The sequence below is a fragment of the Aminobacter sp. J41 genome, from assembly GCF_000526635.1.
Taxonomy (GTDB): Bacteria; Pseudomonadota; Alphaproteobacteria; order Rhizobiales; family Rhizobiaceae; genus Aerobium.
The window spans coordinates 141,560-154,408 of the sequence record NZ_JAGL01000004.1 but is presented as its reverse complement, the minus strand read 5'-3'; the positions used below and the strand labels follow the sequence as shown (position 1 = coordinate 154,408).

Here is a 12,849-nt window from a genome sequence, read left to right as displayed (position 1 = left end):
TCATTGTCGGGGATGCCAAACGCTGGTATTAGGCTCCCCATGGAAGAACTTTTCGGACATCCGGGCTACAAGCATTTTGTGCTGCAGGACGTGAAGCGCCTGCCGGCGCGTTTCTATGCCCGCATTTCCGCCGCGCTACTTGGCGCCCTAGCCTGAGCGTATTTGCTTTTTTTCCGGCCACACCCGGCCTCTTCCAGCTTCCATATCGACGGATTGACGCAAAATGACCGCACCGCGCACCCTCTATGACAAGATTTTCGACGATCACGTTGTCGATCGTCAGGACGACGGCACCTGCCTGCTCTACATCGACCGCCACCTCGTCCACGAGGTGACCAGCCCGCAGGCCTTCGAAGGCCTCCGCCTGACGGGCCGCAAGGTGCGCCAGCCGGAGAAGACGCTTGCGGTCGTTGACCACAACGTTCCGACCTCGCCGGACCGCAAGAACGGTATCAAGAACGAGGAAAGCCGCATTCAGGTCGAGGCGCTTGCGCAGAACGCCCACGACTTCGGCATCGAGTACTACTCCGAGAACGACATCCGTCAGGGCATCGTTCACATCGTCGGCCCCGAGCAGGGTTTCACCCTCCCCGGCATGACCATCGTCTGCGGTGACTCGCACACCTCGACGCACGGCGCGTTCGGCGCGCTGGCACACGGCATCGGCACCTCCGAGGTCGAGCACGTTCTCGCGACCCAGACGCTGATCCAGAAGAAGGCGAAGAACATGCTGGTCCGCGTTGACGGCCAGCTGCCGGAAGGCGTCACCGCTAAGGACATCGTGCTCGCCATCATCGGCGAGATCGGCACCGCAGGCGGCACCGGCTACGTTATCGAGTACGCGGGCGAGGCCATCCGCTCGCTGTCGATGGAAGGCCGCATGACGATCTGCAACATGTCGATCGAGGGCGGTGCCCGCGCAGGCCTGATCGCGCCGGACGAGACCACCTTCGCCTACATCAAGGACAAGCCGCGCGCGCCGCACGGCAAGGCCTGGGACATGGCGCTCGAATACTGGAAGACGCTGAAGTCCGACGAAGGCGCGCACTTCGACAAGGTCGTGGTGCTGGATGCCGCCAAGCTGCCGCCGATCGTCACCTGGGGCTCCTCGCCCGAGGATGTCGTCTCCGTCACCGGCGTCGTGCCGAACCCGGACGACATCGAGGACGAGAACAAGCGCAACTCCAAGAAGCGCGCGCTCGAGTACATGGGCCTGACGCCCGGAACCAAGATGACGGACATCGCCATCGACCGCGTCTTCATTGGCTCGTGCACCAACGGCCGCATCGAGGACCTGCGCGCCGTTGCCAAGGTCGTCGAGGGCAAGAAGGTCGCCCCGACCGTCAACGCAATGATCGTTCCGGGCTCGGGTTTAGTGAAGGCACAGGCCGAGGCCGAGGGTCTCGACAAGATCTTCATCGAGGCTGGCTTTGACTGGCGCGAGCCGGGCTGCTCGATGTGCCTTGCCATGAACGATGACCGCCTGAAGCCGTACGAGCGTTGCGCGTCGACCTCGAACCGCAACTTCGAGGGCCGTCAGGGCTTCAAGGGCCGCACCCATCTGGTGTCGCCGGCCATGGCAGCAGCGGCAGCGATTGCCGGCCACTTCGTCGACATTCGCGAGTGGCAGTAAGCTTTTTTCGCGCGGGCGGGGTCACCCGGCTTCGCCCGCGCGACTTCTCGAGATTTCCATCGCATCTATCCACCCGGCTTAACCGGTTATTGGCGCTTCTCTGCTAACCGGTGAACCTGACTGGAACTAAGGGGGAGTCGCCTCGGGGGTGGATACAGGCGCTTTCACAGCACTGATCAATCCGGGCATGTCGCTTGTCTTCGCCGCAGCATTCTTCATGCTGTGGTGGAACCAGCGTGACCGGCATTTTATTGCCGTGATGGCCGCGTCCTTCCTGGCCCTGTCTTTCGGCTTCCTGCTTCAATACTTCACCCTCTTCAATCTCACCCTGACGAAGCTTTTGTCCAACCTGCTGTTGCTGGCGGGTGGTACCGGGCTTGCCACGGGCTCTCTGGCGCGCTTCGGTTGCCGGACCCCGGTTGCAAGGACCGGGATCTTCGGCGCAGCGGGCTTCATCGCCTTCCTCTGGTACCTGGTCGTCGATCCGGACATCACCGGACGCGTCTACGCGATCAACTTCGCAGTGGGAGCCATTTCGCTGGTCATCGCCGTCGAAATAAGGAGCTCGTCGCGCACCTTCCGCTTCGTCGACAAACTGCTCGTTGCGCTGACGACCTTCTTCGGTCTGTCCTACTTCGTCAGGCCGGTCGTCGCGGTGTACATCGAGGGACCCTACACGAGCTACGAAGGGTTCCATAACTCAATCTACTGGACGACGATGTCCGTCTCGTCGTCGATGTTCCTGCTGCTCTTTTCGCTGCTGCTGATCACCGCGATCGCGCTCGACCTGATGGACGAACTGCGCCAGGAGTCGCAGACCGACCCGCTTTCGGGCCTGCTCAACCGCCGCGGGCTTGAGGAACGTGCAACAGAGATGTTGCGCAACGCCACCCGCCGCAAGTCGCCGCTCGCGGTCGTCGTTTGCGACATCGACCACTTCAAGGCGATCAACGACACCTTCGGGCACGCCACCGGCGACGCGGTGATTGCTGCCTTTGCCACTTGCCTGCGCGACTGCGTCGGGCCCCACAACCTCGTCGCCCGTCTTGGCGGCGAGGAATTTGCCGTGCTGCTCCAGGGTGCCAACAGCGCCGTGGGACGGCTGTTCGCCGAAAGCACCCGCACCACGCTAAGCGTGCTCAAGCTGCCGTGCCTGCCGCCGGAGCACCGGCTTACGGCAAGCTTTGGCGTCGCCGAGTGGACCGGCAGCGAGAGCCTGCAGAACCTGGTCTCGCGCGCGGATGCCGCGCTCTATGAAGCGAAGAAGGCCGGACGCGATTGCGTCCGCGTTGCCCCCGACGGCGACAATGTCGGGCTCTATCCTATGAACGAAACAGCGGCGTAGGCGCGCGGCTAATTCCGGCGTCCGCATCTGTTGCAAAAACGCCTCACGAACCCTTCTTTAACCACAATTGTTGGATTGTAGCGGTGATCGCCATTATCTTGGCGATTCAAAGAATTTAGATGCCTGCCGGGCGACAGTGGCCCCGACGGAGGAATTCATGAATTTCAGGACGAGCGGCGTAGTCTTCACTTCCCTTCTCGCACTTTCGCTGGCGGGCTGCCAGAGTGAACGTTTTTCGCCGTACAGCGCCCGTCCCGCGGGTCCGGCTCCTCTTGCAGCTGCCCCTGCCGGACAGGTGACCTCGGGTGAGCTTCCGCCGCCGGCACAGCCGGGCATGACCGATCCCTCGCAGTTCCCCGCCGCTCCGGGCGCAGAGAACATGCCGTCGGGTCAAAACACCCAAGTCGCTGCTCTCGAGCAGGGCGCAGCCGAGATCTCATCCGGTTCCGTCGCAGGCGTCTGGAACGCCAGCGTCGCCGGCCAGAGCTGCCGTATCGCCACCCCGCAGACCCGCTTCGGCCAGGGTTACCGCGCCGGCCCGCTGCGCTGCCCTGCCCCGCTCGACGGCGTGAAGTCGTGGAACGTAGAAGGCAAGCAGCTCGCGCTCTACGACGCCAATGGCAGCGTCCTTGCCCGTCTCTACTCCTCGGGCGGCAGCCGCTTCGACGGCCAGACCACGAGCGGCCAGCCCGTCTCGCTGTCGCGTTAGGCCGGCGCTTGGCCCATCAACCTGCATCGATGAATTTCCCCGTCACCGCGCACCTGCTGCGCGGTGATTTGCAAATCGGATAAGGGTAACCGCATGTCCTCGTTCGACGGTCTGTCGGACTTTCGCAGCGTGCGTGAAGAATACGATCACCGCGAAAGCACCGGTGTGTTGAAGAGCGATCCAAGGCAGATCGCCGTCATCGAGGCGCTCGACAAGCTCATCGAGGAAATCGCGACCAAGCGGCTGGCAAAGAAGTCCAGCGCCCTCGGCTGGCTGTTCGGCAAGCGCCGTCCGGCAATGGAGCCGGTAAAGGGCCTCTACGTCTACGGCGAGGTCGGCCGCGGCAAGACCATGCTGATGGACCTGTTCTATGAACTGGTCCCCGTGCGACGCAAACGCCGCGCCCACTTCAACGACTTCATGGCCGACGTCCACGACCGGATCCAGAAGCACCGCGAGAAACTCAAGCGCGGCGAGACCAAGGAAAAGGACCCGATCCCGCCCGTCGCAAGGCAACTTGCCGAGGAGGCCTGGGTGCTTTGCTTCGACGAGTTCACCGTCACCGACATTGCCGACGCCATGGTGCTGTCGCGCCTGTTCTCGAGCCTGTTCGAGGAAGGCGTCGTTCTCGTCGCCACCTCGAACGTCGCCCCGCACGATCTCTACCGCGACGGCCTCAATCGCGCGCTCTTCGTGCCGTTCATCGGCATTCTCGAGCAGAACGCCCGCATCATGAGCCTCGACGGCGACACTGACTATCGCCGCCGCAAGCTCGACCGCATGCAGGTTTACCTGACCCCGCTTGGACCCGAGAGCGATCGGCGGATGGACGAGGTCTGGGAAGCCGTCACCGCCGGCCGCAAGGTCGAACCGGCAACGATCGAGCTTAAGGGCCGCGAAATCCACGTTCCGCGCGCAGCCGGCACCGCCGCGCGCTTTTCTTTCAGCGATCTCTGCGCCAAGCCGCTGGGTGCGCGCGACTACCTCGCCATTGCCGCCCGCTACGACACCCTGTTCGTCGACCATATTCCGGTGATGTCGCAGGCCCAGCGCAATGAGGCCAAGCGCTTCATCCTCCTCGTCGACACGCTCTACGACCAGCACATGCGTCTCGTCGCCAGCGCCGAGGCTGTCCCGGAGAAGCTTTATACCGGCACCATCGGTACGGAGAGCTTCGAGTTCGCCCGCACAGCCTCCCGCCTCACCGAGATGCAGAGCCGGGAGTGGCTGGACGCCGTGCGCAGCCGCAATGCTGCCGCCATCTTGGACGAGGCTGAGGAAGTTTGACGGAATGGGACCAAAAATTCTTACTTTTACGTAAGATATTTTGGTTCTAAACGATTGAAAAAACTGGTGTCGTAAGATCCGGTTGAGTTTTTCCGCTTATAGCTGTATGCGGAAACCGGATTTCGGACGGCCTCCCGTGTCCGAGGATCAGTTTCGGCATTTCCGTTTCAGCCGGCGCTGCCGGCGGCACACAGGGGAAACCATCACATGGCTCGCAATAAGATTGCCCTCATCGGCTCTGGCATGATCGGCGGAACTCTCGCCCACCTGATCGGCCTCAAGGAACTCGGCGACGTCGTCCTGTTCGACATCGCGGAAGGTATCCCGCAGGGCAAAGGCCTCGACATCGCACAGTCTTCCCCGGTTGACGGCTTTGACGCCAGCTACGTCGGCGCGAACGACTACTCGGCAATCGAAGGCGCGGACGTCTGCATCGTCACCGCCGGTGTTCCGCGCAAGCCGGGCATGAGCCGCGACGACCTTCTCGGCATCAACCTGAAGGTCATGGAGCAGGTCGGCGCCGGCATCAAGAAGTACGCACCGAACGCCTTCGTCATCTGCATCACCAATCCGCTCGACGCGATGGTCTGGGCGCTGCAGAAGTTCTCGGGCCTGCCGAAGACCCACGTGGTCGGCATGGCCGGTGTTCTCGACTCCGCCCGCTTCCGCCTGTTCCTGGCGCAGGAGTTCAACGTCTCGGTCGAGGACGTCACCGCTTTCGTTCTCGGCGGCCACGGCGACACCATGGTTCCGCTGGCTCGCTACTCGACCGTCGCCGGCATTCCGCTGCCGGACCTCGTCAAGATGGGCTGGACCTCGCAGGAGAAGCTCGACCAGATCATTCAGCGCACCCGTGACGGCGGCGCCGAGATCGTCAGCCTGCTCAAGACCGGTTCGGCCTACTACGCTCCGGCTTCCTCGGCGATCGCCATGGCCGAAGCTTACCTCAAGGACAAGAAGCGCGTTCTTCCTTGCGCTGCCCACCTGTCGGGTCAGTATGGCCTCGACGACATCTATGTCGGCGTTCCGACCGTGATCGGTGCCGGCGGTGTCGAGCGCGTCATCGAGATCGACCTGAACAAGGAAGAGCAGAAGATGTTCGAAAACTCGGTGAATTCGGTGCGCGGCCTCTGCGAAGCCTGCATCGGTATCGCGCCGAACCTTGGCGAGAAGTGAGGCTTACGCATGAACATTCATGAATACCAGGCCAAGCAGCTGCTGAAGGGATACGGCGCGCCGGTTGCCAACGGCGTCGTGATCTTCAGCGCGGACGAGGCGGAAGCTGCGGCAAAGCAGCTTCCAGGACCGCTCTATGTGGTGAAGAGCCAGATCCATGCTGGCGGCCGCGGCAAGGGCAAGTTCAAGGAACTCCCGGCTGACGCAAAGGGCGGTGTCCGCCTCGCCAAGTCGATCGAGGACGTTGTTGCCAACGCGAAGGAAATGCTGGGCAACACGCTGGTCACCAAGCAGACCGGCCCGGCCGGCAAGCAGGTGAACCGCCTCTACATCGAGGACGGCGCCGACATTTCCCGCGAGCTCTACTGCTCGCTGCTGGTTGACCGCACCGTCGGCCGCGTTGCCTTCGTCGTCTCGACCGAAGGTGGCATGGACATCGAAGCAGTCGCCGAGGAAACCCCGGAGAAGATCCTCACCGTCGCGATCGACCCGGAGACGGGTGTTACCGACGCTGACCTCGAGAAGCTCAACAGCGCGCTTCAGCTGACCGGCGAGGCTGCCGAGGACGGCAAGAAGCTCTTCCCGCTCCTCTACAAGGCCTTCGTCGAGAAGGACATGAGCCTCCTCGAGATCAACCCGCTGATCGTCATGGAAAATGGCCGCCTGCGCGTCCTCGACGCGAAGGTGTCGTTCGACGGGAACGCGCTGTTCCGCCACGAGGACATCAAGGCGCTGCGCGACGAGACCGAAGAGGACGTCAAGGAAATCGAGGCTTCCAAGTGGGACCTCGCCTATGTCGCGCTCGACGGCAACATCGGCTGCATGGTCAACGGCGCAGGCCTTGCCATGGCAACCATGGACATCATCAAGCTCTACGGCGCTGAGCCGGCCAACTTCTGCGACGTCGGCGGCGGCGCTGGCAAGGAGAAGGTCGCAGCTGCGTTCAAGATCATCACCGCCGATCCGCGCGTCGAGGGCATCCTCGTCAACATCTTCGGCGGCATCATGAAGTGTGACGTCATCGCCGAAGGCGTGGTTGCAGCCGTCAAGGAAGTCGGTCTGAAGGTTCCGCTGGTCGTCCGCCTCGAGGGCACCAATGTGGAGCTGGGCAAGAAGATCATCAACGAGAGCGGCCTGAACGTGATTTCGGCCGACGATCTCGACGATGCCGCCCAGAAGATCGTCAAGGCCGTGAAGGGAAACTGATCCGCGATGTCTATTCTGATCAACAAGGACACCAAGGTTCTGGTTCAGGGCCTTACCGGCAAGACCGGCACCTTCCACACCGAACAGGCTCTCGCCTACTTCGGGACCAAGATGGTCGGCGGCATCCACCCGAAGAAGGGCGGCGAGAACTGGACCGGCTCGAAGGGCGAAACCCTGCCGATCTTCGCCTCGGTCGCCGAGGGTCGTGACCGCACCGGCGCAACCGCTTCGGTCGTCTACGTTCCGCCGGCAGGCGCTGCCGACGCGATCATCGAGGCCATCGAGGCCGAGATGGAGCTGATCGTCTGCATCACCGAAGGCATTCCGGTGATGGACATGGTCCGCGTCAAGGCGAAGCTCGAGAAGTCGAAGTCGCGCCTGATCGGCCCGAACTGCCCCGGCATCGTCACCCCGGAAGAGTGCAAGATCGGCATCATGCCGGGCAACATCTTCCGCAAGGGTTCGGTCGGCGTCGTCTCGCGTTCCGGCACACTGACCTATGAGGCAGTGTTCCAGACCTCGAACGAGGGCCTCGGCCAGACCACCGCTGTCGGTATCGGCGGCGACCCGGTCAAGGGCACCGAGTTTATCGACGTCCTCGAGATGTTCCTGGCCGACCCGGCAACCGAGTCCATCATCATGATCGGCGAGATCGGCGGCTCGGCTGAGGAAGACGCTGCCCAGTTCCTGATCGACGAGGCCAAGCGCGGCCGTAAGAAGCCGATGGCCGGCTTCATCGCTGGCCGTACGGCTCCGGCCGGCCGCACCATGGGCCACGCCGGCGCGGTTATCTCGGGCGGCAAGGGCGGCGCCGAGGACAAGATCGCCGCGATGGAAGCTGCGGGCATCCGCGTTTCCCCGTCGCCGGCACGCCTCGGCAAGACGCTCGTTGAAGCTATCAAGGGCTAATCATTCGGCGCCGGGCTGCCATCAGCCCGGCGCATTACATGTGACAGATGGGGCAACAGCGGCCCGAGGGGAATTGGCTACGCGGACCTGGGCACCATTCAGGCCGTCGGATACGGAGAAGGAGCGCGAGCTCCCAAAGGATTGACAATGGCGCGGCAAGACCAAGCGAACGATCAATTTTCGCTTACATCGTTCCTGTACGGCGGCAACGCCGACTACATCGAGACGCTCTACGCGGCGTGGCAGAAGGACCCTTCGTCGGTTGACCCCGAATGGCGTGATTTCTTTGCCGCGTTGAAGGATGATGCCAACGACGTCATCAAGAGCGCGGAAGGTGCCTCCTGGACCAGGGAGAACTGGCCGGTCGAGGCCCGCAACGAACTCGTCTCGGCGCTCGACGGCGACTGGGGCCAGGTCGAGAAGCACTTCGAGAAGAAGGTGAAGGAAAAGGCAGCCGCCAACGGCGCCACCCTTTCTGATTCCGACCTGCTGCGCGCGACCCGCGATTCCGTCCGCGCCATCATGATGATCCGCGCCTATCGCATGCGCGGTCACCTGCACGCGAACCTCGACCCGCTCGGCCTCGCCGAAGCGAAGGAAGACTACAACGAGCTTTCGCCGGAGACCTACGGCTTCACTGAAGCCGACTACGACCGGCCGATTTTCATCGACCATGTGCTGGGCCTGGAATACGCCACCGTTCGGCAGATGCTCGACATCCTCAAGCGCACCTACTGCTCGACCCTGGGCGTCGAGTTCATGCACATCTCCAACCCGGAAGAGAAGGCATGGATCCAGGAGCGCATCGAGGGCCCGGACAAGGGCGTGACCTTCACCCCGGAAGGCAAGAAGGCGATCCTCTCCAAGCTGATTGAGGCCGAGGGCTTCGAGCAGTTCATCGACGTCAAGTACAAGGGCACCAAGCGCTTCGGCCTTGACGGCGGCGAGTCGCTGATCCCGGCGCTCGAGCAGATCATCAAGCGCGGCGGCCATCTCGGCATGAAGGAAATCGTGCTCGGCATGGCTCACCGCGGCCGCCTCAACGTTCTGACGAACGTCATGGGCAAGCCGCACCGCGCCGTGTTCCACGAGTTCAAGGGCGGCTCGTTCGCTCCGGACGACGTGGAAGGCTCGGGCGACGTGAAGTACCACCTCGGTGCTTCGTCCGACCGCGAGTTCGACAACAACAAGGTGCACCTGTCGCTGACGGCGAATCCGTCGCACCTTGAGATCGTCAACCCGGTGGTGATGGGCAAGGCCCGCGCCAAGCAGGACCAGATCTTCGGCCGCACCCGCGAGGAAGTCATTCCGATCGAGGAGCGCGCCAAGGTCCTGCCGCTGCTGATCCACGGCGACGCCGCGTTCGCGGGGCAGGGCGTCGTAGCCGAGTGCCTTGGTCTGTCGGGCCTGCGCGGTCATCGCGTTGCCGGCACGATCCACTTCATCATCAACAACCAGATCGGTTTCACCACCAATCCGCGCTTCTCGCGCTCGTCGCCCTACCCGTCCGACGTCGCGAAGATGATCGAGGCGCCGATCTTCCATGTGAATGGAGACGATCCGGAAGCAGTCGTCTACGCTGCGAAGATCGCGACCGAATTCCGGATGAAGTTCCAGAAGCCGGTCGTCATCGACATGTTCTGCTACCGTCGCTTCGGCCACAACGAAGGCGACGAGCCGGCATTCACCCAGCCGATGATGTACCGCGCGATCCGCGCGCACCGCACGACCGTCCAGCTCTACGGCGACAAGCTGATCGCCGAGGGTCTGGTCACCCAGGCCGAAATCGACAAGATGAAGGCCGACTGGCGCGCGCATCTTGAGGCCGAGTTCGAGGCCGGTCAGGCTTATAAGCCGAACAAGGCCGACTGGCTGGACGGCGCCTGGACGGGTCTGCGTGCTGCCGACAACCAGGACGAGCAGCGCCGCGGCAAGACCGCCGTACCGCTCAAGACGCTCAAGGAACTCGGCAAGAAGCTGACCGAAGTCCCAGGCGACTTCGAGGTGCACCGCACGATTGCGCGCTTCCTCGAGAACCGTCGCAAGGCGATCGAGACGGGCGAGGGCATCGACTGGGCAACCGCCGAGTCGCTCGCATTCGCCTCGATCCTGATGGAAGGCCACCCGATCCGCCTGTCCGGCCAGGACTCGGAGCGCGGCACCTTCTCGCAGCGCCATTCGGTTCTCTACGATCAGCGCGACGAGCGCCGCTACATCCCGCTGAACCACCTCGGACCGCAGCAGGCGAACTACGAAGTCATCAACTCGATGCTTTCGGAAGAGGCAGTGCTCGGCTTCGAATACGGCTACTCGCTGGCGGAGCCGCGTGCTCTGACTCTGTGGGAAGCCCAGTTCGGCGACTTCGCCAACGGTGCGCAAGTCGTGTTCGACCAGTTCATCTCGTCGGGCGAGCGCAAGTGGCTGCGCATGTCGGGCCTCGTCTGCCTGCTGCCGCATGGCTATGAGGGTCAGGGTCCGGAGCACTCCTCCGCCCGCCTCGAGCGCTATCTGCAGCTCTGCGCCGAAGACAACATGCAGGTCGCCAACGTCACGACGCCGGCGAACTACTTCCACATCCTGCGCCGTCAGCTGAAGCGCGACTTCCGCAAGCCGCTGATCCTGATGACGCCGAAGTCGCTGCTGCGCCACAAGCGTGCAGTGTCGACGCTCGCAGAGATGGCTGGTGAGTCGACCTTCCACCGCCTGCTGTGGGACGATGCGGAGTATCTGAAGGACCAGCCGATCAAGCTGGTGAAAGATTCGAAGATCCGTCGCGTCGTGCTCTGCTGCGGCAAGGTCTACTACGACCTCTACGAGGAGCGCGAGAAGCGCGGCATCGACGACATCTACCTGCTGCGCGTCGAGCAGCTCTATCCGTTCCCGGCCAAGGCGCTCATCAACGAGCTGTCGCGGTTCAAGAACGCGGAGATGGTCTGGTGCCAGGAAGAGCCCAAGAACATGGGTGCCTGGTCGTTCATCGAGCCCTATCTGGAATGGGTGCTCGGTCACATCGACGCCAAGCACAAGCGTGCTCGCTACACCGGACGTCCTGCCGCCGCCTCGCCGGCGACCGGCCTCATGTCCAAGCACCTGGCGCAGCTCGAGGCTTTCCTCGAAGATGCTCTGGGCAATTAACCAACGGAACCACTGAAGCGAAGAAGGCAACGGAACAGAACAATGGCTACCGAAATTCGCGTGCCCACTCTCGGTGAATCGGTCTCCGAGGCGACCATTGGCAAGTGGTTCAAGAAGGTCGGCGATACCATCGCTGCCGACGAGCCGCTGGTGGAACTGGAAACCGACAAGGTGACGATCGAGGTCCCGGCGCCTGCCGCCGGCACCCTGTCGGAAATCACCGCCAACGAAGGCGACTCGGTCGAGCCGGGCGCTCTGCTCGGCATGATCGGTAGTGCCGGCGCTGCCGCGTCCGCCCCGGCTGCTGCGCCGCAGGCTGAAGCACCGAAGGCCGAGCCGGCCAAGGCCGCCGCTCCGGCTGCTGCCGCTGCCGCAACCTCCATGCCGGCCGCTCCGTCGGCTGCCAAGGCTGCCGCCGAGGCTGGCATCTCGACGGACCAGATCGCCGGCTCCGGCAAGCGCGGCCAGGTGCTCAAGGGCGACGTCCTCGACGCGATCGCCAAGGGTGTCACCGCTCCGGCAGCTCCGGCCGCTGCCCCGGTCGCGGCTCGTGCCCCGTCGAACGAGGCTGACGCGGTCCGCGAGGAGCGCGTCCGCATGACCAAGTTGCGCCAGACCATCGCGCGCCGCCTGAAGGACGCCCAGAACACCGCAGCCATGCTCACCACCTTCAACGAGGTGGACATGAAGCCGGTGATGGACCTGCGCGCTAAGTACAAGGACCTGTTCGAGAAGAAGCACGGCGTGAAGCTCGGCTTCATGGGCTTCTTCACCAAGGCCGTGACGCATGCGCTGAAGGAAATCCCGGCGGTCAACGCCGAGATCGACGGCACCGACATCATCTACAAGAACTTCTGCCACATCGGCGTTGCCGTCGGCACGGACAAGGGCCTCGTCGTCCCGGTCGTCCGCGATGCCGACCAGATGTCGATCTCCGAGATCGAGAAGGAAATCGGCCGCCTCGGCGCTGCTGCGCGTGACGGCAAGCTCTCGGTCGCCGACATGCAGGGCGGCACCTTCACCATCTCGAACGGCGGTGTCTACGGTTCGCTGATGTCGACGCCGATCCTGAATGCGCCGCAGTCGGGCATCCTCGGCATGCACAAGATCCAGGAGCGTCCGGTTGTCGTCGGCGGCCAGATCGTCATCCGTCCGATGATGTACCTGGCCCTCAGCTACGATCACCGCATCGTCGACGGCAAGGAAGCCGTGACCTTCCTCGTTCGCGTCAAGGAGACGCTGGAGGATCCGGAGCGTCTCGTTCTCGACCTCTAAGGTCGAGCGAAAGCTTGAAAGGCGGCGATGCCGGGCAAGCCCCAGCTGAGAGTCGGCGAAAGCCGGTTGATTGGCGAGGACCTGCCCTTCACGCCGCCTTTTTCATACGTTCCGGCTGGGTCGGAATGATGAGTTGAGTGCACGGCGGGGCTTGCCCCGCCGTTCGGATGAACG

Annotated in this window: 9 protein-coding genes; all 9 read left to right on the top strand. The window is 63.3% G+C overall.

Annotated elements, in window-relative coordinates; translation table 11 throughout:
* The first annotated feature begins 223 nt into the window (after window positions 1-223).
* A complete protein-coding gene (leuC, locus tag L630_RS0104885; protein WP_024847161.1) occupies window positions 224-1,633 on the top strand; it encodes a 3-isopropylmalate dehydratase large subunit in 1,410 nt (469 codons plus the stop codon).
* Window positions 1,634-1,781: 148 nt separating this feature from the next.
* On the top strand, window positions 1,782-2,978 hold the full coding sequence (locus L630_RS0104880) for a GGDEF domain-containing protein (protein ID WP_024847160.1): 1,197 nt from the start codon (window positions 1,782-1,784) through the stop codon (window positions 2,976-2,978).
* 157 nt (window positions 2,979-3,135) lie between these two features.
* On the top strand, window positions 3,136-3,687 hold the full coding sequence (locus L630_RS0104875; protein ID WP_024847159.1) for a protease inhibitor Inh/omp19 family protein: 552 nt from the start codon (window positions 3,136-3,138) through the stop codon (window positions 3,685-3,687).
* A 93-nt stretch (window positions 3,688-3,780) separates the two neighbouring features.
* Window positions 3,781-4,974 (top strand): cell division protein ZapE, encoded by a 1,194-nt coding sequence (gene zapE, locus L630_RS0104870; RefSeq protein ID WP_024847158.1) that lies wholly within the window; start codon window positions 3,781-3,783, stop codon window positions 4,972-4,974.
* Window positions 4,975-5,181: 207 nt separating this feature from the next.
* Entirely contained in the window at window positions 5,182-6,150 is a 969-nt protein-coding gene (gene mdh, locus L630_RS0104865) for a malate dehydrogenase (protein WP_024847157.1), read from the top strand.
* Window positions 6,151-6,159: 9 nt separating this feature from the next.
* Complete coding sequence (gene sucC / locus L630_RS0104860; RefSeq protein WP_024847156.1) at window positions 6,160-7,356, top strand: ADP-forming succinate--CoA ligase subunit beta; 1,197 nt, start codon at window positions 6,160-6,162, stop codon at window positions 7,354-7,356.
* A 6-nt stretch (window positions 7,357-7,362) separates the two neighbouring features.
* Window positions 7,363-8,265, top strand: a complete 903-nt coding sequence (gene sucD, locus L630_RS0104855; RefSeq protein ID WP_024847155.1) for a succinate--CoA ligase subunit alpha — start codon at window positions 7,363-7,365, stop codon at window positions 8,263-8,265.
* A 147-nt stretch (window positions 8,266-8,412) separates the two neighbouring features.
* Window positions 8,413-11,400, top strand: a complete 2,988-nt coding sequence (locus L630_RS0104850; protein WP_024847154.1) for a 2-oxoglutarate dehydrogenase E1 component — start codon at window positions 8,413-8,415, stop codon at window positions 11,398-11,400.
* A 42-nt stretch (window positions 11,401-11,442) separates the two neighbouring features.
* Window positions 11,443-12,675, top strand: coding sequence for a 2-oxoglutarate dehydrogenase complex dihydrolipoyllysine-residue succinyltransferase (odhB, locus tag L630_RS0104845; protein ID WP_024847153.1), 1,233 nt, complete (start codon window positions 11,443-11,445; stop codon window positions 12,673-12,675).
* The last annotated feature ends 174 nt before the right edge of the window (window positions 12,676-12,849 follow it).

Bases quoted from the DNA above. Each gene is read 5' to 3' on its own strand.
- odhB (WP_024847153.1), top strand. From the start codon at position 11,443: ATGGCTACCGAAATTCGCGTGCCCACTCTCGGTGAATCGGTCTCCGAG.
- L630_RS0104875 (WP_024847159.1), top strand. From the start codon at position 3,136: ATGAATTTCAGGACGAGCGGCGTAGTCTTCACTTCCCTTCTCGCACTT.
- zapE (WP_024847158.1), top strand. From the start codon at position 3,781: ATGTCCTCGTTCGACGGTCTGTCGGACTTTCGCAGCGTGCGTGAAGAA.
- sucD (WP_024847155.1), top strand. From the start codon at position 7,363: ATGTCTATTCTGATCAACAAGGACACCAAGGTTCTGGTTCAGGGCCTT.
- sucC (WP_024847156.1), top strand. From the start codon at position 6,160: ATGAACATTCATGAATACCAGGCCAAGCAGCTGCTGAAGGGATACGGC.
- leuC (WP_024847161.1), top strand. From the start codon at position 224: ATGACCGCACCGCGCACCCTCTATGACAAGATTTTCGACGATCACGTT.
- L630_RS0104850 (WP_024847154.1), top strand. From the start codon at position 8,413: ATGGCGCGGCAAGACCAAGCGAACGATCAATTTTCGCTTACATCGTTC.
- mdh (WP_024847157.1), top strand. From the start codon at position 5,182: ATGGCTCGCAATAAGATTGCCCTCATCGGCTCTGGCATGATCGGCGGA.